Raw genomic sequence first — 24093 nt, 5'->3', positions numbered from 1 at the left:
TGAATAATAGCAGTCAAACACACCCATATATTTTCAAACTTACTCATACATACAAAAACAAACGTATACCCCCTTGTATGCATACCCTAGTTCTACCCATATCGTAGACACATAAGAGTAGGTTTCCCTATCATTTTTTTTAACCAATCTAATTATTAACCTTTTATCACAGAAAAACAATGCGAAAAAGAAGAGTTTATTGGACGCTGTTCATTACAGCTTTCGCGTGGTTAGCTTCCTGTTCAGATGACGACATCAATGGAAGCAGCGGGTTCAACCCAAACCAGCCTATTGAGATTACAGAATTTTATCCTGATTCCGGAGGTATAGCCACTCCGATGATCATCGAAGGCCGCAACTTCGGTACAGACACCACTGGCATGAAAGTCTATTTTGAAGATGTAGACGGGATCAGACATCCTGCCGGATTAGTCAGCAGTAACGGTAGCAGAATCTATGCATTTGTTCCCAAAGGACTCACCTTCAAAAGAGAGATGAATATTCTTGTAGAAAGAAGAACGCCCGACGGTCAAGAATACATAGGCAAAGCACCAGACCAATTCCTATACAAGACACAAACCAGTGTTAGTACGGTAGCAGGACTTGCATCACCGGACAATAATATAAATACCGTTGGTGGTGACCTTGCCACATGTACTTTCTCCTCTCCTTTCTATCTCTGTATAGACGGTGAAGACAATATATTTGTGGTAGACCGTAAAGGAGACAGTGGAAAAGCCAAACAACCAAACACAACCTGCCGCAATGAAAAAGGTGAAGGCGTAAACGGAAACATTTCAATGATTTCCATCGCCAGCAATTCTTCCATTGTATTAAAATATGGAACTGCATATATTAATGCCCCGGCTTATTCTGATGAAAAAGATGCTGAAGCTGTTTACATTCCGGATGATGCCGGCATGAAGTATTATGACATGCAAAAACTTCTAAACTATGTTCCCCGATATAGAACAGTCTTGAAATCAGAAGAACTCAGCACTGTAGACGAAAACAACTGGAAGCATTGCTTTGTAATCAACAAGCAGGATCACATGATCTATACGGTCATGTGGAAAGGGCAATTGGTTCGAATCAATCCTAAAAACCGTACAGCAGAAATTTTGCTAAAGAAAATATCTAATGTAGCAACAGGCGACGGCGGTGGAGCAGGAAGTGACTCCTATATCGCATTCAGCCCTATCAAAGGAGAAGAAAACGTACTCTATGTATCTCTTGCAGACTTTCACCAGATTTGGAGAGTGGACGTATCCAAAATCACTCCGGAGGATAAAGACACTTATAACGGAGAGCCATACGCAGGAAAAGCAATCTACGAAGGAGTTATGAACGGGAAGGGCTGGGAAGACGGCTTGCTGAAAAACGCCAAATTCAGACATCCGCGCCAGATTTGTTTCACCGACGACGGAAAAATGTACATTGCTGACAGTGGTAATTCCTGCATCCGCGTAGTAGATACTACTATGCCGAAAGAAAGAGCAGCCGTAACCACACCTATCGGTCTGCCGGGAGCGGAAGGTTATAAGGATGGAGGTCCGGAGATTGCCAAATTCCACTTCCCTTGCGGAGTAGCAGTCAACAGTGATGGAACTATTGTATATGTAGCCGACACACAGAACAAAGTGATTCGTAAATTATCCATTGAATAACCTTATACAAAATACAATATGAGAAATAATTTTCTACTGATTGTACTGATCATGGCGCTTATACCGCTGACGAGTTACAGTCAAGACAATAAGAAAAAACAGTTTACTGTAGCGGGGGTCGTAATAGACAAAACCGGTGAACCGCTACCGGGTACCACCATTTATGTTAAGAATGCACCGGGAGTGGGAACCTCAGCAGATATGGATGGTAAATTCAGTATCAAAGTAGATGCCAACCAAATATTAGTCATTCAGGCTATTGGAATGAAATCTATCGAGAAACTGGTGACTAAAGATGAAATGACACTCAAAGTTACACTGGAAGAAGATGACACCAAGCTTGACGAAGTAGTGGTCACAGGTATGACTTCACAAAAAAAGATATCAGTAGTAGGTGCAATCAGTACCATTGATGTAGCCCAGCTCAGTACTCCCGGTACTTCCCTCAACAACATGATCGGCGGACGGTTGGCTGGTGTCATCACCATGCAGAGTTCGGGCGAACCGGGAAAAAACATCTCTAACTTCTGGATTCGTGGTATCAGTACTTTCGGAGCCAGCTCCGGTGCATTAGTGCTGATTGACGGTATCGAAGGCCGCCTTGAAGACATTGATCCTGATGATGTAAAATCGTTCAGTATCCTGAAAGATGCCTCCGCCACCGCTGTGTATGGTACCCGAGGTGCCAATGGCGTGGTCTTGGTTACCACTAAACGTGGAGAAACAGGCAAACTTACCATCACAGGACGAGCAACATTAAAGGTATCGCATATCAAACGTCTGCCCGAATACCTGGGAGCTTATGACTACGCTCTCCTTGCCAATGAGGCACGTGCCATGTCGGGTGAAGACGACCTTTACTCCCGTCTGGAACTGGATCTGATAAAATACAATTTGGATAAAGACCTTTACCCGGATGTTAACTGGATAGATGAAATAATGAAACGCACATCTATACAGCAGAACTATTACATCAATGCACAAGGAGGAGGCGACATAGCCAGATATTATCTTTCATTAGGGTATCAGGATGAAGGAGCGGCCTACCGGCAGGAAGACAACCTGTTCAAAAAGCCCTTGTCATATAAAAAAATAACATACCGTGCCAATATCGACATGAATCTGACCAAAACAACCAAAGTTTATTTTGGTCTGGACGGATATATTTCCAACTATACCAGCCCGGGTGGACAAAACACGAATACGGTATGGTCAGCAGTCCGTCAGCTAACTCCACTGATGTTTCCTAAAACCTATTCAGACGGCACCTTCCCTTCTTATGGAAAACATGACCTTGCTTCTCCGTATGTCATGCTGAATAACACCGGATACACGCAAGATGAAACTCAGCGTAATATGCTTACACTCAAACTTGAACAGGAATTCGGAGGATTCCTGAAAGGAATGACAGCGTCGGTACAAGCGATGAGCGAAAATATCAATTATTTCAATGAAGGACGTTACATATGGCCTGACCTCTACCGCGCTACAGGAAGAAGTTCACAAGGTGTACTCATCAAAACATTGCGTACTGCCAAAGAGAACATGAAATATACACAAAATAACAACAGATACAGAAAATACTACATGGAAGCCAAAGCCAACTGGGACCGTACATTTGGTTTGCACTCACTAGGAGCATTGGCTTTATATTACATGGAAGATGTTCATAACACCCAATGGAAGTATGACGCAATGGGTATCAATGCCATTCCTCAACGCCGTCAAAACTTATCAGGACGTGTTTCCTATGGCTATAACAATTGCTATTTCATTGATGCAAACTTCGGTTACACTGGTTCTGCACAATTCGAAAAAGGAAAAAGATTCGGTTTCTTCCCTTCCATTGCTGTAGGCTGGGTACCGACATCCTATAACTGGGTCAATGAGGCCATTCCCTGGTTAAGCTTCCTCAAGTTCCGCGGCTCCTACGGTCAGGTAGGTAATGACCAGATCAGTGGTGACCGGTTCCCTTATTTGACATTAATCAATGACAATGCCGCCTCTTACTGGGGATATCGTGAACGGGGTATTACAGAAACCGTGAAAGGAGCCGACAACCTTCAATGGGAAGTAGCAAAGAAGCTCAACTTTGGTATCGATGCCAAGTTCTTCCACGACAAGCTCTCTGTCACTGTCGACTTTTTCCGCGATACACGTGACCACATCTTCCAGGATCGTGTGACGCTGCCTAAGTTTGTAGGTATGGTTACCGTCCCGAAATCAAATGTAGGAAAAATGCATAGCTATGGTTCGGACGGAAACTTCGAATTCTTCCACCAGATCAATAAAGACATGAGCTTCACTGTACGCGGCAATTACACTTTCTCTCAGAATATTATTGATTACTATGAAGAAAACAAGTTACCTTATGATTATCTGAGTGTAACCGGAAAACCCTTTAACATCCTTCGCGGATATATTGCAGAAGGCCTCTTCTCCAGTAAAGAAGAAATCAACACAAGTGCCGACCAAAGCGGATTCGGCCGCATTCGTCCGGGAGATATCAAATATCGTGACGTAAATGGAGACGGTATTATCAATGACGATGACAAAGTACCTTTGTCCTATTCCAACCAACTCCCCCGGGTAATGTATGGGTTCGGAGCCGATTTTCATTGGAAAGACTTAACCCTCAGCTTCCTTTTCAAAGGTTCGGCAAAAGTAGACTACTACCGTTCGGGACTCGGTAATGACGCAGGATGGATTCCCTTCTATAACGGAGAACTCGGCAACGTTATCAAGCTGGCCAACAATCCCAAGAACAGATGGACGCCCGCATGGTATTCAGGCACCACCGCTACGGAAAATCCCCATGCAGAATTCCCACGTCTCTCCTATGGAGGCAATACGAACAACTCCCAGCTTTCCTCTTTCTGGAAACGGAACGGTTCTTTCCTGCGCTTTCAGGAACTCAGTCTGAAGTACAACCTGAAGACTCCATGGATAAAAAAGACAGGACTATCTTCTGTCGATCTGGAGTTTGTTGCCAACAACCTTTTTACTATCGACAAAGTGAAGTATTTTGATCCGGAACAGGCATCTGCAAACGGGGCCGCTTATCCGATACCGGCAACTTACACGTTCCAGGTTTATCTTAAATTCTAAAAATAATATAGAACACTCATGAAAAAGTTATTCAAAATAATATTGGGAGCAACAGTAGGAAGTACACTACTACTCAGTTCCTGCAATTTTCTGGATGTAGACCCATACTTCGAAGCTACTTTCAAAGAAGACTCCATCTTTCACAGCAAGAAAAATGCTGAAGGTTATCTCTGGAACACTCCGAAAGGTTTTCCCGACGCAGGGGCTATCTGGGGAAATTCCTGGAATCCGGGGGAATCTGCTTCGGACGAAATAACACTTAAATATCAGACAAATGAATTTTGGGGACTACAATTTTCCGTAGGTACCATCAACAGCAGAAATCTGCCTATCCAAAACCAATGGTACGACATGTATGTCATTGTAGCAAGATGTAACAAAATGCTTAAAGAAGTCTACAATGTACCTGATATGAACGAAATGGACAGAAGACGCTATCTCGGATATGTTCACTTCATGCGTGGGTACGCTTATTATCATCTTTTGATGAACTGGGGACCGTTGATTATCGTAGGCGATGAAGAACTGAGCACCTCCGAACCTGCCGAATATTATAATCGCGAACGGGCTACCTATGATGAGTCTGTAGATTATATATGCGATGAATTCCGCCTGGCAACTCAAGGCATCTATTCGGCGGATGAGCAAAGCGTCAACTATTATCAACGTCCGACCAAAGGAGCAGCCATGGCACTCATCGCCCGTTTGCGTCTCTTCCAGGCTTCACCGCTTTTCAATGGCGGAGCAGCAGCCCGTAAATGTTTCGGGACCTGGAAACGTAAAAGCGACGGAGCCTACTATGTCAATCAAGAGTATGACCCGAGACGCTGGGCCGTCGCAGCAGCTGCCGCCAAACAGCTGACCAAAATGGGATACGAGCTACATACAGTGGAAGCAGATGCCCAGAACCCATATCCTCTGGCCTCCAATGTCCCTACTGCCAACTTCCCTGACGGAGCAGGCAATATCGATCCTTATCACTCCTACTCCGACATGTTCACAGGAGAAGGTATCATACAGACTAATAAAGAATTCATCTGGGCGATGGAATCCAGTAACGTCACTAACTATACCCATCACTCATTCCCTGTCAAGTTTGGCGGATGGGGTTCAATGTCTGTGCCGCAGAGGGTAATTGATTGCTATCTGATGGCAGATGGGCGGACTATTCATAATTCATCGGCAGAATATCCATATGAACCGGACTTCAGCAGACTCACCGGCGAATCCAAAAAACTGGGGACATACCTACTGAGGGAAAACGTACCTATGATGTACGCCAATCGTTCGGCACGCTTCTATGCCTCGATAGGTTTTCCGGGTCGCTACTGGCCGATGAGTTCAGCTTCTACCGACGCCTCCTACGTCAATCAGCAATTCTGGTATTCTCACGATGATACCAATGCCGGAATTGCCGGTGCCGGAAATAACGTAAACGACTACAGTGTCAGCGGTTATGTTCCCGTCAAATACATTCATCCGGACGACTCATGGGCTAACGGCAAAGGGAGTGTAAAAGGCGCATTCGTCACCAGCCCTAAACCGTTCCCTATCATTCGTTATGGTGAAGTGCTACTGGAATATGTAGAAGCATTGAACCGTGTAGAAGGTACAGTGACCGTAGAAGTATCCGACAATACAGGTACACTTATTGAGGAAACCGTTAGCCGTGATCCGGCAGAAATGGCTAAATATTTCAACATGATACGTTATCGCGTCGGCTTGCCGGGAGTAGATGCCAACGACATGGCAGAAGCAGACAATTTTGAAAAAATCATCCGCAATGAACGTCAGGTAGAGCTCTTTAACGAAGGATACCGATATTTCGATACGCGCAGGTGGGGAACCTATCTGGACGAAGATGCCAACAGCTCCAACTGGCGGGGACTGGATGTGACAAAAGACCGTACAAATGCCAACGGTAATGAAGGATTCTGGAATATTGTGACGATCAATACACAAAATGTGCGAGACCGCATTGCACTGCCTAAAATGGTATTCTTACCGATCCGCCATGATGAATTGCTGAAGGTTCCCAATGCCGACCAGAATTTCGGATGGGACAGATAATATCAAAACATGAATAACAGACTGAATATGAAAAAGAAATTTAATATAATGCTCTGCACCCTTATAGGTGTATTGAGTGCTTGCAATGAATACGATTTCGACCAGGAACAATACCGGAACGAAGTAGGCTTACTCAGTAATTCGAGTCTGATCTACGACCGGCAGGTGGCTAATGTAGGACAAGAAAAAGATACGGTCTATCTGGTTGCCACGGTTAGCGGCTCACAAATAAGCCCTAACACACACCATGTAGCTCTTCTGGAATCGGACTCTTTGCTGAAAGCATACAACAAATCCAACTTTGATATAGAAAAAGAAAAATTTGCCAAACTGCTTCCCGATGAATGCTATGATTTTCCCAATAAGGAACTGGATATTCAGGCAGGCACTTCCAAAGTAATGTTTCCGATCTATCTGAAAAATCTGGAAAGGATTTCACCGGATTCCATTTATTTTCTGGATTACAAGATAGATCCGGACAAAACACCTAATTATAATCCGGATAAAAGTCATGTATTATTGCGTATCTATAAAGAAAACTATTACGCAACGACAAAGACTTCTACCTACTACAATTATACAAGCAGTACGATTGTAATTCCTAACCCCAGTGGTAGTCCCGAAGTCCGTAGACCGACAAATGCCAATCAAGTATTCCCGATCGGTGCCAATTCGGTACGTATGATGGCAGGTGATGAAGATCTTGGCGATTATAAGACAGCAAGAAGCAGAATTGTATCTAAGAGTATCATTCTGGAAATTGGCGAGCAGCAACCGGAGAATCCTCAGGCCAGAGAACTTACCATCAGAGCGCATGACAGAGTTAATGATGTGGAAGTGGACCCGGTCGATGTAGTACAACTTACTCCAATCGATGATTACGACAACACATTCCTGTTAAACGCTATCCGTACACCCGACGGACGTGCCACTTATTACAAAGAGTTCCGTCTGCATTATAAATATCGCCTGGAATCCACCGCCCCTTACCGGGAAGTGAAAGCCAAACTGCGATATGAATTTAACCCAAGAGTAGATAACTTGTAATCAAATCAAATGAGTATGAAAAAAAATATATTAATCATCGGGCTCGCAAGCATATTCGGAATTGCTTCCGGACTTATCTCTTGTTCGCCCGATTACGAAACCGAGTTTAAAGTAGAAACGCTGGTAGTTCCTGATAAAAGTCAGGCACCTATCACTTTCCCACTTCTGGGAGGAGAACATGAAATTGAAGTGCAGACCAATGTACCACTCGACAGATGGAGTGCCCAGTCCAATGCAGAATGGTGCAAGGTAGTACAACACGAGGGCAAAGTAGTCGTATCTGCCAGTGCAAACAATATATACAAACAACGCCGGGCGGAAATCACTGTAGCCTATGGTCATCAAAGCTATTCCATCACTGTCTCGCAGTTTGGTAAAGAACCGGCCATCCTGATAGGTGACAAGCTACAGCAGGAAGGATATGTAGAAATAATAGATGCAGAAAGAGAAACATTGACAATTCCTGTAGCAACCAACCTGAATCTGGATAATATCATTATACCAGACACTTGCGACTGGATACGTCTGGCAGAGCAACCTGCCACATTTGATGCAAAGACGCGTGCAGCGGAAGACGTAAACAAACAGGAACTGAAATTTACGCTGGATAAAAGCACCGAGACTGACGTACGTTATTGTACGATTATCCTCCAGTCTTCCCAGAATTACAGCTATACAGCTTCTTTCCTGATAAAGCAACAACCCAGAGGTTATATAGTCGAAATCGATGAAGACAAGAAGATCTATGAAGTGAAGGCAATGGGAGAAACAATCACTATTCCTTTCAAAGTGAATTCTCCTGCCGGTGAAGTGTCATATACCTATGAAATCGAAGAATCCGCCCAATCCTGGATCACTCCAGTATCACTACCCGCTTCAAGAGCACTGCGTGATGTCTCCGAAAGCTTTATCATTAAAGCCAACACTGAAGTTGAGAATCAACCTCGTGAAGGAAAGATAACCTTCAAGAGCACCAATAGCACCGACAAAGTACCAAGTCAGTTCATAGTCACAGTAAAACAGGCCGGATTTATCGCGACACCTCCTTTAAATGTAATCAATGCTACTGCTACTCCGGGAGCCGGAAGTATTCAGCTGCAATGGGAGATACCTGAAGATGTAGACTTCAACAAGATAAAGATTACCTATTACGATAAAGTCACGAAAGAAAATAAAGAGATCGTGATAAATGACTATAAGACAACATCCTATATCATAGATGATACTTACCAATGTGCAGGTGAATACTCATTTACTATCAACACCTATGGTCCTACGGGTATGGAGACAGATAGTCCGGTAACAGTGACAGGCATTTCCGGCGAAGCTTCCGAGATGGAACGGGTTACTCTTACTATCGACATGCTTTCCGACAATGCCAATCATGTCGGAGACGGAGGTGGTTTACCGGCATTGATTGATGGCAAAGTCAGTACTTATTATCATACTAAATGGAATGCTCCTGTTACAACAGAAGCCCATTATGTCCAGATCAAACTGAGCAAACCATTAAAAGACCTTTGTTTTGAATATGATGCACGTCAAAGCGGAGTGAATAACGGAGGCGACGTAAAAGCCGCAACGATATATGGAAGCATGAACGGTGAGTTCTTTGAAAGTATGGGTAGTGAAGAGTTCAATCTGCCGACAACAAACGGTGGACATGCTACCGCTAAAAACAATGTGAGCGGAAAACAAGCCTATAACTATATCCGATTTACTCCTACGGCTCGCCGTGACAAAGATCCATTAAATTATACTGTCGCAGGCAGCGCATGGTGGAATATGTCCGAGATATACCTTTACAGAATAAGACATGATGAAGCCTGGGCAAGAGAACAGCTAGGCATTTAATAAAACAAGAAAAGACTGACGAAGAACAAAATAAGATCAGATTAGACACATTTTCTTATCGAGTTCTTCGCCAGTCTTACTTTTTATAAAATTAGATGATAAGAATTATGAATATAAAATCCAGAAAATCGGGCTTCTTATTAACTATCTTGTCAATGATTATTACAACCACAGGTTGCCATTCCCGGCAAGAGCCCAAAGTAGACATCACTCCTCATCATATCAATCTTCAGGCAGACAGTTTCTACCAGCAAGCAATGACACTAATGGAATCTTCTTATGACGTAGACTCCACTCGAAAATGCATCCGCTTTCTGGATAAAGCTTTGGCAATCGACAGTCTAAATCCCGACTATTATGGCATAAAAGCCAAGCTTTTATCTGAAATGGGAGAACTGGACTCCGCCCTGCATGTACAAACGCTCGCGATGAAGAAAAAAGCAATTACCGGTGAATATCTGTTTCAGCTAGGATTACTTCAGGCTGCCAAAGACATGTACACCGAAGCTCACGAAAGTTTCGGCCAAAGCAGAGCCTTTCTTCAGGCGGTATTAAAGCAATATCCTGACAGTCTGGGAGCTTTCATTCTGGCAGAAGCAGCCAATGCCCTCTACGAGAAAGAAGATTCACTGTTTATGAGAGATATTGATGAAATTCGCAAACGTTTTCCCGAAAGACTAATGGAAATAGAAATGACCCGAAGAGTGAAACCGCATTCATTGGTCAATCAAATAAGAAACATTCAGATAAAAAAGGATTATAATATTGATTTTGATTTGGATAGTCTGGTTGAGGAAACGGTGAAACGAGTACGGGAGTAACAAGAAATAAAGACTAATCGACGAAACGAAATCAAAGCATGACATATCATAAGTTCTCCACTTCAAGTTCCAACTTTCCTCTCCTTTTCTTTGTTCTTTCAGCCGGAATAGACTACTTTTGTCTTATTCCGTGAGCAATGAACTAAAATAACAGGAATTATGATGAATGATGCTAAGAGAATCCCTTATGGAGTTTCCAATTTCGTGGAAGTGGTGGAACAAAATCAATATTATGTAGATAAGACCATGTATCTGCCTTTACTGGAGAAGCAACCCAGCAGTTTATTCTTTATACGCCCGAGGCGTTTCGGCAAAAGTATTTTCCTGAGCATGCTTCGTGCCTATTATGACATCTCGCAAAAAGAAAAATTTCAAAAACGCTTCGGTGATTTATGGATAGGCAGCCGGCCCACTCCTTTGCAGGGAGCATTCCAGATACTTTTTCTCGATTTCTCACGCATAGCCGGAATTGATGGAACATTGGCACAACACTTTGACGATTATTGCTGCGGCGGACTGGATGATTTCGCATCTATTTATGAACCATACTATTATCCGGGCTTTGCATTAGAAATGAAGCAATTGGAAGGCTCCACCAATAAACTGAATTTTCTGGATCGGAAAGCCCGCAACAATGCCTCCCGCCTCTATCTGATTATCGACGAATACGACAACTTCACCAACGTAGTTCTTAACGAACAAGGAAATGAAGTCTACCATGCCCTGACGCATGCCAGCGGATTCTATCGGGAGATTTTCAAGAAGTTTAAAGGCATGTTCGAACGTATCTTCATGACGGGCGTCAGTCCCGTCACATTAGATGATCTCACCAGCGGATTCAATATTGGATGGAACATCAGTACTGACTTTCAATTCAATATGATGCTGGGCTTCAGTGAAACGGATGTGCGAACCATGCTCCAATATTATAAAGACGCAGGACAACTGTCGGCAGATACGGATATAGATGCGATGATTCAGGAAATGAAACCGTGGTATGACAATTATTGCTTTGCAAAGGAAAGTTTGGAACGTGATCCGAAAATGTTCAACTGCGACATGGTATTTTATTATCTGCGCCATTATATAACGTTAGGAAAGTCTCCCGAGCAGATGATTGACCCTAACACCCGCACGGATTATAACAAAATGAAGAAATTGATCCGACTGGACAAACTGGACGGGAACCGCAAAGGTGTGTTGCGCAAAATCACCGAAGAGGGAGAAATTATCACTAACTTAGTGACGACCTTTCCCGCTACCGAAATTGCCAACCCGGAAATCTTCCCCAGTCTGCTCTTTTATTATGGCATGCTGACCATCACCGGCACACGCGGGGTCCGTCTGATACTGGGCATTCCCAACAATAATGTACGTAAGCAATATTACGATTTCCTATTGGAAGAATATCAAGAGAAACGGCATATCGATTTGAATAGCTTAGGAGATTTGTTTGATGATATGGCATTCGACGGCCAATGGCAAAAAACACTGGAGTTTATCGCCCATGCTTACAAAGAAAATTCTTCAGTACGTAGTGCCATTGAAGGTGAACGAAATATCCAAGGATTCTTTACTGCCTACATGAGTGTGAATGCTTATTACCTGACTGCCCCGGAAGTAGAGCTGAATCATGGCTACTGCGACTTATTCTTAATGCCGGACCTGTTGCATTATGAAGTAAACCATAGCTATATCATAGAATTGAAATACCTTTCGGAGAAAGATTCCGATGCGAAAGCCGAAACACAATGGGAAGAAGCCGTTGCACAGATCAGAGAATATGCTGCCGCTCCCAAAGTACGTCAGTTTGTACAGAACACGAAGCTGCATTGCATTGTGGTACAGTTCCGTACCTGGGAATTGCAACGGATGGAAGAAATCCCCATTGATTTATAACTGATATTTGCTCCCATGCTACCACAAATGACTTCAACGTCCCTATTCATCGCACCTCCAGCGATGAGAGATCCAGTGGTAGCAAAGTGAGAGCAAGCAGTTGCCCTCACTTTTTTAAAACCAGTTACTCTACTTTCGTCAAATGGTAAAGCATTCCCTTAGCAGACTTCCGGCAAGGAATATTCAGTTTCTGAAGCGTACGACCGAACACCGCTACCTTATTGATAGCCAACTTGTCACGTGTCTTTGTCTGCAAATAATTCAAAATTTGCATGGACGTCATCCACTCGCCTTCCTCCTTCTCTTCTGCCGGACGAAGATAACAATGAAACAACTGCTCCAACGGGCTTGCCTGCTCAAACTCACGGTTCGTCTGCTTCAAAATCTTTTCATCCTCATCATTCAGCCAGTAACGTTCGCCTTTATAAATAGCTTCCATCGCCTGGGCATAAAGCTGTTTGTAATTGATGGTAGTATTGGTTTTAATAGGAGCTGTCACCTCGATACAGATGAAACGACGGCTACCACTGGGATCGGCAAGCAAATCTTTCTGATTGCTGGTACCGATAAAGGAAGCATAACGGCGCATTTCACGGATAGTATTACCATGAGGCTTGCGTAAGTTGGCGACAGGCTTTTGCAACAAATGTTTCAGAAACCCCTGCTGACTGACATTGATCTGATCGAACTCATCAATGTTGATCAGAAAAAAACGTCCCAAATAACGCTCCGCTTCCTGCTTACTCTTAAAATCGATACTGTCTGTATAGCCGAAACGCAATTCCGGCGGCAGGATAATCCGGCAAAATGTGGACTTGCGATACCCTTGCGGGCCGACAAGCAAAGGTGACGTACTGTTTCCATGCTGCCGGTCCACTCCTCTCCAATGCGCCACCATGCTCAGAAACCAACGGTAAAACAACTCCCTCCAATACGGATTCGTACAAGGAACCAGTCCGGCCAATGCACGAATACGGTCTTTCCCGTCCCAACGACCGACATCATAAAGATATTCTTCTACAGGATTGTACAACGGAACATATTCCGAATTCAGAAAACGGTCTACATCACGATCCCAGGCATTGATGCCCTCTTTCAAAGCACAGATAGAGATACTGTTGCGCACACGTTTGTCTACAGGCTTAAAGTAGAAGTGAATGGAATCACGCTGACGGTATTCCAGATCATCCAGCACGGTATTATAACGAAATTCATAACGACGGTTCATAAATTCTTCCATCAGAAAAGCCGTCTCCTGTTCCCTGCCTATGCTGCTTTTCTTGCCAAAACCCTTGCATTCCTGATAAAGATTATGAATCGTCGAACGTATGGTCCGTTCATCCTCTTCCCGATAATAATGAATGAGTGTCTGTCGGACTGCTTCTTCTTCGGGAATGCCGGACTTAAAGCACTGTTCGGTAAGATGTACAAGCAAAGGCTGCAAATCATCTCCACGTTTCCAGTTTTCCATTTCCTGAAACGCACGGTTCAATGCTGCCTCGTAAATCTTCGTGAAGGTTTTCGCAGACTCATATCCCGGTTGCAGCCGTGATAAGAGATTCTTCTCACCCTGTTTGCGCTGCCGGAAAGTTTCTTCACCGGGCATCGTGAGCGGTTGTTCCAGACAGAACGGCACTGCATCAGGATTATAATAAGGAGATTCATCCAGTGTCATGCGACACTTCTGTGTCAGCACAGGTTCTTTCAGGGCAATATCGTAAGGAAGTAATATCGGTTGGTAGCATTTCACCGCCAGCCAGTAGGCATGGGCATGAAATAATTCCGCTTCCGCTTCTTTTTCGGGCAGTCCTCTGTCATCCGGTAAGGCAAAACGTACCCATATCTTCACGCTGCGATCACTGGAACCGCAAAAAGCGGCAAAGGTCTGAGGCAAAAGTGCCGCCTGCCGCTTCACGAATTCCATTTCGGACAAGCCTGCCAGCCGCTTCACTTCCAACTGTACCAAGCCGTTATATTGTTTCATTTTTCGTTCGCCTTCTTTGGTGCGGGTATATTCTACAGCAGAATAGATATATGGCAATTTGTCTATATGTTCGTACTGACTGTACGTACCTTCCAGCATCGGTATAAGTTCTCGCAAAGCCGTAATGTGTCCCGATTTTGTTTCCGTTTTCATTTTGTTGAATAATGTACCTGCTTCACATATGCTCAGAGCTTCTTTTCCACTCCCGCTGTCTTGTCTGATTAAAGTTATTTTCATTCTATTTTTTTGTCTGTTTATCTACCAATATTGTTTATCGTTTAAGTCCTGTAAAGGTACGATAAAATATGACGAGGCACAAACTTTTCTCCGGATAAAACAGCCTGTTATCCTATATTAACCTTATAATAAAATACAACAAAAGTTCCAATAAGAGTTTCATACGCTTGAAACTATTGGTTTCATTACTTGAAACTTTTAGTTTCATTGCTTGGAAACTATAGTTTCACCGCATGAAACCAAAGGTTTCAAGCGTATGAAACTAACAAAAGCTCCTTTGATTGGAGTGAATGAACCACATGATTCGATTCATTCGACCATATCAGGCATTTCAATTACCCTGTTCTTTCAAGTAGCACTAAATCATTTATCAGTCAATAATACATGAATTATCAGCTATTAACGACTGATTTCTCAATTATTAATAACTGAGAAATCAATTGTTAATGGTTGACACGTCAGACATTAACACACTGTAAACCAAAAGATAACATTGAAGAAACAATAAAAAATACAATATAGTAAAGTGAGAGCAACAGCTTGCTCTCATACTTGCCACCACACTTGCTACCATAGCTAAAACCACGATGAATAAAGGGATACAGGCAGAAAGTGAGAGCATGGGAGCAAAATCTATGTTTAATTCACTTGGAGAGCAAATTTAAGTATGGAGTTTATTTAGTCCGGTATCTTAAATTATCAAACAGGCGCTCTATCAATCTTCTGTCTTTTACAATCATATCGGCAGTTCCTCCTAATTCATATTTAAAGTCCAAAACCTCCTCATAGTTAGTCGTGAGTCCATTGGGCAGTTCTACATTAATCAGATAAGTTTCAACAGTGCTTTTTTCTGTTTTTTGCGTTTGGGTGACCAGGGAGATGGAAGATACATATCCTTCGATATATCCGTACTCCATATAAGGATAGTTCTCCAGTTTAATAACGACTTTACTGTTTTGTTTTACTTTTCCGGCTCCGCTGGCCGGCAATAGTACCTGCCCATATATATGGTTCTCTTTCGGTATGATTCCAAATATAGATTCCCCTGCCTCAACGAATTGTCCGTCCGCAATAAACTTCAAGAATTCGACCCTTCCATCAAAAGGAGCCTTGAGCACATATTTCTGTTCCCATGCAGCAATGTTGGATCGAAGGCTTTGATAAGTAGACAAAAGTTCTACTTGCAGATTTCGTTCCTTTTCCTTCTGTTCAATCTCCAGCTGTTCCAGCTGATGGTATGCCTCTGTTATTTGCATTCGGGTCGAAGAAATTTCCCTGTTTATGTTCTGTACTTCTTGTACAGTGGTCAAATAATTATTCTTCACTTGATCAGTCTCATACTCATAAGTCGCTATTTGTTGCCGATCGAGTGAAGTATAGCGTTTAAGCCATTTTTGAGCGACGTCCATTCTGTCTTTTGCCGCTTTCCGTGCCTCCTCCGCTTCACCAACAATCTCTTTTTTCCATTGAATGCCTGCCGCAATATTATCCTTTTGTTTTTCATACACGTTCCGACTCATATAATCACACCAGGCTTTTAGAGCGGCAAGAAAAGCATAGTACTGGGAATTAATTTCCCCCAAAGACATTTTATCGGGAAAGCTGTCTCTGAATGTTGGTAATTGCACATCCTCCATGCTGATTTTGCCCATTATATCCGCAATCTTCTGTACATCCTCTGTAGAAGCAGGGTTTTGCACGACAGCTATATACTCTCCCTTCTTCACTTCCTCCTGTGCTTTGTGCGAAAGAAGCAGCAAATTCCCCGTACTGTTGGCAACAAGTCTTATGGTCGGGTTCTGCGCATTAATTTTAATTTGCCCGGTCACCATGTCCGGGTATTTGATAATCCATCCGAACAATAGAAATAATGCTGCAAATACAATGACTGCCAATGCCACCCATTTTCCGAAAGCCATGGGCATCCGGTCAATAATCTCATCCAGTTCTTCGCTTCTTCCGGATGGTTTAGTCTGTGCTTTCTTCTGTGGAGAAGGTATTTGTTTCCGGCTCATACTGACTTTGAATTAAATTATAATAATACTGTTTATTTGTCATCAGGCTTTGATGATTGCCTGTCTCTATGATTATTCCTGCTTTTAACACAATGATTTGATCTGCCCTGCGAATCGTGCTAAGCCGATGAGCTACCACAATGACAGTCCTGTTTTTGAAAACATTATTTAATGCCTTCACTATTTTTTGCTCATTAATGGTATCCAGTGCATTCGTCGCTTCGTCCAAAAACAGATAGTCCGGATCTTTATAGAGCGCCCTCGCTATCAACACCCGTTGCCGTTGCCCTCCACTTAAACCTCTGCCCATTTCTCCGATCATCGTCTGGTATCCCTGTGGCATGGCTTCTATTTCATGACTGATATTGGCTACTTCAACTGCTTTCTGCAACGCATCATAATCAATATTGGCATCATCCAGTACAATGTTATTCTGTATGGTATCGTTAAATAACTTTCCATCCTGCATCACGCACCCACATTTGGCTCGCCAATTGCGCAGACTGATATTATTCACGTTCATATCTCCCATACAGATTTCTCCATAAGAGGGCATGTAAAGCCGTAACAACAGTTTGAGTAAAGTGGATTTGCCGCATCCACTATCGCCAACGATAGCGGTCACTTTTCCTTTGGGAATCTGCAGCGTGATATTTTTCAAAACCAACGGAGCATTTCTCGAATATTGAAATGATACATTCTTCAAATATAAACTTTTGTCTAAAGGTAAACTGAGACTGTTGCTCACCACCGGCGAAGAATCGTCTTCATCTTTCAACTGATGAATTTCATTGATACGCATAAAACTGATTTTAGCATACTGGGCAGATTGCATAAAGCTGACCAACTGCGCCACAGGTCCATTCAGCATACCTATAATAAATTGTGTTGAAATCATGACCCCGAAAGTTATATCTCCATTGATTACAGCAATGGCACAGTAGAATGTAACGGCAATATTCATCATACTATTAATGAATTGCGCACCGAGTGACTGTGCATTATTGATTTTCAACACTTTCAGATTCAGCCGGTATATCCTTGCCTGAATAGCTTCCCATTTCCAGCGTTTAAGGTCTTCGTAATTGTTTATTTTAATTTCCTGAACATTTTCAATGGTCTCCACCCAATAGCTTTGGTTCTTGGCATTCAGTTCAAAATATTCCCAGTCGAGCTTTTTACGTATACTCAGAAAAGTGAAAATCCACGCCACATAGATTCCGCTGCCCGCTATGAATATAAAAAAGATCATAGAATTATAAATCAACAGTATAATGCTGAATACAACGAATGTAATGATGGAGAAGAACATCCCCAAAGAATTATTCATCACAAAACTGCGTATTCTTTCATGATCGCCTGCTCGTTGAAGGATATCACCGACCAGCTTATTTTCGAAGAAAGTCACCGGTAGCTTCATCAGTTTGATCAGATAGTCCGATATGAGAGAGATATTGACACGGGTAGAAACATGCAGCAATACCCAGTCTCTTAATACATTGGACAGTGTTATACTGAGTAAAAGAACAATATTGCCGATTAGCATCATATAGATGAAAGATATATCCTGAGTATATATACCTATATCTATTACAGACTTTGAGATAAACGGAAGTACGGCTTGCAGTCCGGTAGCTATCAGCATGATAGCGAACAATATGCCGAATGCTTTTTTATATGGTGTAAAATAGTTGAGAAGGTTTTCGAAACTTTTGAATCTTTCTATCCGTTCATGAGCTTCTATTTGCTTAAAGTTTGCCATAGGCTCCAATACCATCAGCATCCCGAATTCTTCCCCTTCCTTATACCATCTGTCTTTGAAATCCTCTTCCGGGTAGGAAAGCAAGCCTTTGGCAGGATCTGAAACATATATCTTCCCTTTTTTTGTTTTATACACAACAACGAAGTGGTGTTGGTCCCAATGTATGATACATGGCAGTGGAATCCTGTTAGTCAGATTCTCCATAGTCGCCTTTACAGCTACAGTTCTTAGTCCTATTTTTTCGGCAGCATAGCTAATATCCAAAAAGGAAACTCCTTCTCTGGTTATCCCGCATAAATCCCTCAAATATTGTAACGAATAGTATTTGCCGTAATATTTAGCTATCATTTTGATACATGCTGGGCCACAATCTTTTGCATCCATTTGGTACTCCCAGGGAAATTGTCTTGTTTGCATAAAAAAAGATTTATATTTCTTTGTAAAGATGGGAATTTATTTCTATATTTGGAGAATCACACAAATAAAATTTAATACTTATGAAGCAAAAATTAACAAGAGCACTTATTGATGAGATTCGGAAAGAGATGCCGGTATTGAGTCAAAATGAAGAAAAAGGAGTAATCGGAGGTACCTTATATGTAATTGGAGAGGATGGGCGTGTACTTTACTCAAACGAAACAAATTCAGATGAAGTTCTTGTATCAATGGGATCATGGGATGGGGCTCCAACAATGAAATTACCTCAAGGTACATCTTTTCAAATATCTTCTGGTCAATTGGTTATTGAAGGTACTAGTGAACAGAATCGAGAAATCTATAGTTTTTTAACTCAAAATACTTCTGTAGAATGGTCTATGTGCGTGGATAGTTCAACTTATCATTTTTTCGCAGGTACCAATCATCAAGAAAAAGAAGTGTCAATGGCGTATAGTGGATGTGATATAAAATATCATAACCATCAGAGTGAATATGCTAACTATCCAAGTGATGCAGACTATGAAACAAAGAGTAAATTACAAGAAATTGGATATAAAGAATTTTATATTTATCATGAGCCAACTGATACCTATATTCCATATTGAGAATAACAATTATGAAAAATAGAATTATATCACTTTTCGTATATTTATTACCCGGTTTGATCTATGCTCAAAATAATGCAGACGACAAATATGAGATTCTGTCTCTAACTGACATGTTTAGTCTTTTCAAGGATAGTAAAAATAGTGTTCCTCAAGATTATGACGAAATATATGTTCCCGGTTACTTCTATGAGCCTTCCTTTATGTATCCTTCACCTTTAAAGAAAGAATTTTGTTGTGTAGCTCAATGGAGAATCCCAAACAGAAACTGTAAGTATCTATTTTTAGAAGATATATTTCCGCAAAACAAAGATTCCTTAAAACAAGCTTCTCTTGAATTACAAAAAATAAAAGAGAAATATGGAATGAGAGAATCAGCTATGTATCAAGATGTGCCCGCAGGTTATAATGGTATAATTGCCAAATGGTTCACTGGCAGATTATTCGTTTTGCATTGCCCAAGAAAGCTATTTAATACAATTGTATCAAAGAAAGCTTCACTCATATCCATTCATAAAGGCAGGATATCTGACGAAAAACAAATAACTCCAGATGAGGGTAAGTTTGAATCTTCTTGTTTCCCACAAAAAGGAGGTATGATATTAATACGCGAAGACGGATGTTGGTATGATGACATTAAAAGGAATATAGATTTTTTAATCTCTCCTCTTATTAATGAAAATTTTCCTACAGAATTTAGCAAACATGTTGGGAAGGAATATTCATTTCTATTGGAAGTAGCCCCTAAAACAGGACAAATTATTCCACACCTCTTATTGCCGAAAGCATTATCTACCGACGAGAAAATGATTGTATCTTATTTAGAAAAACAAATAAGGAAGTTTCCTGAAAACAGTTTTGGCCCCCTGATAACCATTGACAAGAAAATGTTATATGGTCGATATTTAAAATTTATTGTAAAAGATGAAAAGTTTAAGATTGAAGACTACCTTGAATATTGATATTAAGTCAAGAAACAATACTAAGTCACTGATTTCGGACACTGCTTATTGAAATTGCCACAAAGAAGGACTACAACCATTCTGCCATAGTACAATTCAATATTGAAGATTTCCCTATTAAAGCGAGTTAATATAAACGAAGTATGAAAAATATTTTTTTGGTGAACTTTATATTATTACATGGATATTCATTAGACAACTCTAGTCTGATGTTTGGTAAAATGGGGTATTCTTTAATTCTTTTCGAATATTCTCACTATTTTAAGGATGCTTTAGCTGAAAAACATGCTTTTGAGTTATTGCAAGAGGTACTAGCTTCTCCTATGAAAAGCAATACATTTAATGAAGGAAAAATGGGAATAGCATGGTCACTTATTCATCTTATCGAAAAAGAATATATTGAAGCTGATTATCTGGAATTATATGGTCAAGAACATAAAGAAATAGTAGCATTCATAAAACAATTAAAAACAGATATGAACAATATTGTATCTAAAAGCGACGCTATATCTTTTTTAATAACTTCTAAATCATATATTCCAGAATCTGATATTGATGAAATAGTTCCCAATTTAATAGAGAACCTCTGTGATTATTTGAAACTAATTCCTAAAAGCTTGTTTGAACGTAACTTATTCTATTACCATGCTACGAAAGTGCTTTGTCAATATAATCTTTATGAAGAATTAAATATTCGAGGAGAAACATTAATTGACATAATAGTACAAACACATAGAAAATTAATCAGTGATAAATATGTTTGTACCAATATATCGTTTGGAGTCAATCTTTTGCAATATGGCTTGTACCATAAACGCAAAGATATCATAAAGTTGGCAAATACGATTACAAAATGCTACTTTTCAAATATGGTTTTGGAAACCCTAAACTTAAAAGAGGCAATTGACACGATTTACAATCTGAATAAATTGCAACTTCTTAATAAAAAAAGCGAATGGTCATCTTTAAAAGAAGAATTATCAAACTTACTGTTTAATAAAGAATCTTATTTATACAAAGGAAATCGACTGACATTAAATAGGCTAAAAGGAGGAATTCCTCAATTACTACTTATGAAATGTCTTAATTTTCAAGATATAAGATCCACCGGACACTATTTAATGCAACAATGACAGAAAAGAATATTGTAATCCTCAGAATAGAAACTGGAAATCCGTCCGGTGTTGTACGCTATATTCAAATGTTAACAGAAGGCATGAGGCATATAAACGGTATTAAAGTTCACATCATTTGTTTAAATACCAGTCTGATATTTCCAGAATTAGAAGTGATGGAGGATAGGATAATTGCTAATATCCCATATCCATCTAAATCCAAGCCTCTGAGAAATGAAATATATTGGCTTACTAAGTATTTTAACGTCATATCCGACCTAATATCCCCTTATTTAAAAGATAGGAAACAATTAATTTGGCATGTACAAGAATTATTACTATTTAAATTAGCCGATATTTTAAAATCGTCTTTGGGCGGATATACTTTGACCCATTTACATATCATTCCTTGGAAATTAAGCCTTGAATATAACGAAAGCCAGTTTAGAAAACAGTATTCTCAATGGTTGAATAATACATTCAATTTAATAAACGATAATCAACTAGAAAAGATTGCATATCCCTTATCTGATAGAATTATATGTGTCTCTTATTCCGCAATGAAACACATTGTTTCAGCATATGGTATTCATCCGGACAAAATATCTGTAATATATAATGGTATGGATAATACGGGGATTACCTTGCAGGAAAGAAAACATGGAATACCAGAGATTCTTTTCGTAGGTAGAATCAGCCGTGAAAAAGGAGTGATTTGCCTACTTAATGCGTTGAACAAAGTATTTAATAGAGGGTACTTTTGTAAACTGAAATTAGTTGGACAATGTACTGGTTATATGTCGACACATATTCATAAAGCGTACAAACAACTAAACATTGAAATATTGGGGGCTGTTTCTTTTAATGAACTGAAAGAATTATATTCAGCAAATACTATAGGAGTCATTCCTTCTTTGCATGAACAATGTAGCTATGTAGCTATTGAAATGTCAATGTTTGGTATACCAATGATTGTATCGGACGTAGACGCACTTTCCGAGATGTTTGAAGATGAAGTGAATGCTTTAAAAATTCCTTTAATATTTGATGAAGATTTTGGCTTAGAGCTAGATGAAGAAAAATTAGCGGATGCCATCATGCGTTTGATAGATGACGAAGCCTTAAGGTTAAAACTAAGCGCAAATGCAATCAAGAACTACCAAGAAAGATTCACACTGACAAAGATGATAGATAATACGATTAATGTATATGAACAATTAATAGAACAAGACAATGCCTGAAATAACAGTTTTAATGCCTGTCAGAAATGGCGAAAAATACATAAAGAATGCTATTGACAGTGTCTTGAATCAGACTCTGACCGATTTTGAATTTCTTATTATAGATGACGGTTCAACAGACCGGACTGTGAAAATCATTCAGGACTATGCAGATGAAAGAATACATTTGGTCAAAAGAAAACATCAATTCATTCAAAACTTAAATGAAGGATTGCAGTTAGCTTCCGGCGCTTATATCGCACGCATGGACGCAGACGATATCATGCATACAGAACGATTAAGAATTCAATTAAAACGAATGAAAAAAAATCCGGATATCACAGTTTGTGGTACATGGGCTAAGATTTTCAGCGATAAGGGCAACGAAAGAAAAATTTCTCATCTTGGATATGGAATTATACATGAACCTGTATTGGAGTTACTAAAATATAACATGCTACTTCACCCTAGTGTGATGATTAAAAAAGAGTTTCTGCTTAATCACCATATTAAATATCAAAATTACCCCTGTGTGGAAGATTATAAATTGTGGTTTGATATAGCGAAATCTGGAGGAATATTATTTGTAGAACCACAAGAACTATTAATGTTTAGAAGAAGTGATACGCAGGTCACCGTAACGAAGAAAGAGGAAATGTCTTTAGGTTCAATACGCTTGAGAAAGGAAATTCTTCTCTATCTTCTCTCTGTATATAATAATAAAACATTAAATAGCCTATTATCCGATTTTGAAAATTTAGAAAAGAATAAATGGATGTCTAATGAAGACATATTTCGTTTTTTTGTGAATCTATTTAATAGAATACAACGCGATACGATGGTTTAATCTTTCAATTGAAAATTAATAAATTATTTTAGATATAACTAGGACAATCATGAATATCGCTTTTTTATCTTCATTAAACCCTAATGATCAAAATAACTGGTCAGGTACTCTTTACTCTCTATACACTTCACTTCAAAAGAAACATAGGGTGATATGGGTAGGCGAAACTGTGTTTGCTGAGGTTTGGGAATTCCACAAAGCCAATTTCAAAAACAATGAAACATTCTTTCCTGAAAATTATGCGTTGCTTTTTGGTAAATCGTTTTCTGACCTATTGAAAAAGGAATGTTATGATGTAATTATATGCCGAGATTATTTTTTTTCCGCATATCTCGTTTCGGATGTACGTAAGCATTCAGCAAACCCCGTATTTCCCCCTCTGAAAGTTCTTCCTAGTTTTGCGTGAATTTAAAACGTGAAACAATGAAGAACTTAACTTTAG

16 protein-coding genes are annotated in these 24093 nt (G+C 40.4%); 13 read left to right on the top strand and 3 right to left on the bottom strand.

Annotated elements, in window-relative coordinates:
- Positions 1 to 179 precede the first annotated feature (179 nt).
- The 7 genes from BLW31_RS13170 (at position 180) to BLW31_RS13140 (ending at position 12466) form a co-directional block, all read left to right on the top strand.
- Positions 180 to 1667, top strand: coding sequence for a hypothetical protein (locus tag BLW31_RS13170; RefSeq protein WP_010536895.1), 1488 nt, complete (start codon positions 180 to 182; stop codon positions 1665 to 1667).
- 18 nt (positions 1668 to 1685) lie between these two features.
- A complete protein-coding gene (locus BLW31_RS13165; protein WP_010536894.1) occupies positions 1686 to 4775 on the top strand; it encodes a SusC/RagA family TonB-linked outer membrane protein in 3090 nt (1029 codons plus the stop codon).
- 18 nt (positions 4776 to 4793) lie between these two features.
- Positions 4794 to 6845, top strand: a complete 2052-nt coding sequence (locus BLW31_RS13160; protein WP_010536893.1) for a RagB/SusD family nutrient uptake outer membrane protein — start codon at positions 4794 to 4796, stop codon at positions 6843 to 6845.
- 27 nt (positions 6846 to 6872) lie between these two features.
- Positions 6873 to 7892, top strand: a complete 1020-nt coding sequence (locus tag BLW31_RS13155; RefSeq protein WP_022300806.1) for a BT_3044 domain-containing protein — start codon at positions 6873 to 6875, stop codon at positions 7890 to 7892.
- Positions 7893 to 7901: 9 nt separating this feature from the next.
- Positions 7902 to 9746: a BACON domain-containing protein gene (locus BLW31_RS13150; protein ID WP_010536891.1), complete on the top strand. Its 1845-nt coding sequence runs from the start codon at positions 7902 to 7904 to the stop codon at positions 9744 to 9746.
- A 107-nt stretch (positions 9747 to 9853) separates the two neighbouring features.
- Entirely contained in the window at positions 9854 to 10567 is a 714-nt protein-coding gene (locus BLW31_RS13145; protein ID WP_010536890.1) for a tetratricopeptide repeat protein, read from the top strand.
- Positions 10568 to 10729: 162 nt separating this feature from the next.
- Positions 10730 to 12466, top strand: coding sequence for an ATP-binding protein (locus BLW31_RS13140; RefSeq protein WP_029425352.1), 1737 nt, complete (start codon positions 10730 to 10732; stop codon positions 12464 to 12466).
- A gap of 124 nt (positions 12467 to 12590) precedes the next feature.
- On the opposite strand, the gene BLW31_RS13135 is transcribed toward BLW31_RS13140, so the two are convergent.
- The 3 genes from BLW31_RS13135 to BLW31_RS13125 form a co-directional block, all read right to left on the bottom strand.
- Entirely contained in the window at positions 12591 to 14687 is a 2097-nt protein-coding gene (locus BLW31_RS13135) for a BT4734/BF3469 family protein (protein WP_010536888.1), read from the bottom strand.
- Between the two features lie 674 nt (positions 14688 to 15361).
- Entirely contained in the window at positions 15362 to 16702 is a 1341-nt protein-coding gene (locus BLW31_RS13130) for an HlyD family secretion protein (RefSeq protein WP_010536887.1), read from the bottom strand.
- Complete coding sequence (locus BLW31_RS13125) at positions 16656 to 18881, bottom strand: peptidase domain-containing ABC transporter (RefSeq protein ID WP_010536886.1); 2226 nt, start codon at positions 18879 to 18881, stop codon at positions 16656 to 16658. Before BLW31_RS13125 ends, BLW31_RS13130 begins: the two co-directional genes overlap by 47 nt.
- A gap of 80 nt (positions 18882 to 18961) precedes the next feature.
- On the opposite strand from BLW31_RS13125, the gene BLW31_RS13120 reads away from it, so the two are divergent.
- From BLW31_RS13120 to BLW31_RS13095, 6 genes are all read left to right on the top strand, one after another.
- Positions 18962 to 19507 (top strand): JAB-like toxin 1 domain-containing protein, encoded by a 546-nt coding sequence (locus tag BLW31_RS13120; RefSeq protein WP_010536885.1) that lies wholly within the window; start codon positions 18962 to 18964, stop codon positions 19505 to 19507.
- An 11-nt stretch (positions 19508 to 19518) separates the two neighbouring features.
- Positions 19519 to 20469: a DUF5030 domain-containing protein gene (locus tag BLW31_RS13115; RefSeq protein WP_010536884.1), complete on the top strand. Its 951-nt coding sequence runs from the start codon at positions 19519 to 19521 to the stop codon at positions 20467 to 20469.
- Between the two features lie 143 nt (positions 20470 to 20612).
- Entirely contained in the window at positions 20613 to 21602 is a 990-nt protein-coding gene (locus tag BLW31_RS13110; RefSeq protein WP_010536883.1) for a hypothetical protein, read from the top strand.
- Positions 21599 to 22825 carry a glycosyltransferase family 4 protein gene (locus BLW31_RS13105; RefSeq protein WP_010536882.1) on the top strand — a complete coding sequence of 409 codons (1227 nt, stop codon included), beginning with the start codon at positions 21599 to 21601 and terminating at the stop codon, positions 22823 to 22825. The genes BLW31_RS13110 and BLW31_RS13105 overlap by 4 nt, the downstream gene beginning before the upstream one ends.
- Positions 22818 to 23651 carry a glycosyltransferase family 2 protein gene (locus BLW31_RS13100; RefSeq protein WP_010536881.1) on the top strand — a complete coding sequence of 278 codons (834 nt, stop codon included), beginning with the start codon at positions 22818 to 22820 and terminating at the stop codon, positions 23649 to 23651. The genes BLW31_RS13105 and BLW31_RS13100 overlap by 8 nt, the downstream gene beginning before the upstream one ends.
- Before the next feature lie 49 nt (positions 23652 to 23700).
- Positions 23701 to 24057, top strand: coding sequence for a hypothetical protein (locus BLW31_RS13095; protein WP_029425351.1), 357 nt, complete (start codon positions 23701 to 23703; stop codon positions 24055 to 24057).
- The last annotated feature ends 36 nt before the right edge of the window (positions 24058 to 24093 follow it).

It is taken from the genome of Bacteroides faecis MAJ27 (assembly GCF_900106755.1).
GTDB classification, from domain to species: Bacteria; Bacteroidota; Bacteroidia; order Bacteroidales; family Bacteroidaceae; genus Bacteroides; species Bacteroides faecis.
The sequence above is the reverse complement of the archived record's forward strand: the minus strand, read 5'-3'. Positions and strand labels throughout refer to the sequence as shown.

Coding starts and splice junctions, on each gene's coding strand:
- BLW31_RS13170 (WP_010536895.1), top strand. CDS start 180: ATGCGAAAAAGAAGAGTTTATTGGACGCTGTTCATTACAGCTTTCGCG.
- BLW31_RS13165 (WP_010536894.1), top strand. CDS start 1,686: ATGAGAAATAATTTTCTACTGATTGTACTGATCATGGCGCTTATACCG.
- BLW31_RS13160 (WP_010536893.1), top strand. CDS start 4,794: ATGAAAAAGTTATTCAAAATAATATTGGGAGCAACAGTAGGAAGTACA.
- BLW31_RS13155 (WP_022300806.1), top strand. CDS start 6,873: ATGAAAAAGAAATTTAATATAATGCTCTGCACCCTTATAGGTGTATTG.
- BLW31_RS13150 (WP_010536891.1), top strand. CDS start 7,902: ATGAGTATGAAAAAAAATATATTAATCATCGGGCTCGCAAGCATATTC.
- BLW31_RS13145 (WP_010536890.1), top strand. CDS start 9,854: ATGAATATAAAATCCAGAAAATCGGGCTTCTTATTAACTATCTTGTCA.
- BLW31_RS13140 (WP_029425352.1), top strand. CDS start 10,730: ATGAATGATGCTAAGAGAATCCCTTATGGAGTTTCCAATTTCGTGGAA.
- BLW31_RS13135 (WP_010536888.1), bottom strand. CDS start 14,687: ATGAAAATAACTTTAATCAGACAAGACAGCGGGAGTGGAAAAGAAGCT.
- BLW31_RS13130 (WP_010536887.1), bottom strand. CDS start 16,702: ATGAGCCGGAAACAAATACCTTCTCCACAGAAGAAAGCACAGACTAAA.
- BLW31_RS13125 (WP_010536886.1), bottom strand. CDS start 18,881: ATGCAAACAAGACAATTTCCCTGGGAGTACCAAATGGATGCAAAAGAT.
- BLW31_RS13120 (WP_010536885.1), top strand. CDS start 18,962: ATGAAGCAAAAATTAACAAGAGCACTTATTGATGAGATTCGGAAAGAG.
- BLW31_RS13115 (WP_010536884.1), top strand. CDS start 19,519: ATGAAAAATAGAATTATATCACTTTTCGTATATTTATTACCCGGTTTG.
- BLW31_RS13110 (WP_010536883.1), top strand. CDS start 20,613: ATGAAAAATATTTTTTTGGTGAACTTTATATTATTACATGGATATTCA.
- BLW31_RS13105 (WP_010536882.1), top strand. CDS start 21,599: ATGACAGAAAAGAATATTGTAATCCTCAGAATAGAAACTGGAAATCCG.
- BLW31_RS13100 (WP_010536881.1), top strand. CDS start 22,818: ATGCCTGAAATAACAGTTTTAATGCCTGTCAGAAATGGCGAAAAATAC.
- BLW31_RS13095 (WP_029425351.1), top strand. CDS start 23,701: ATGAATATCGCTTTTTTATCTTCATTAAACCCTAATGATCAAAATAAC.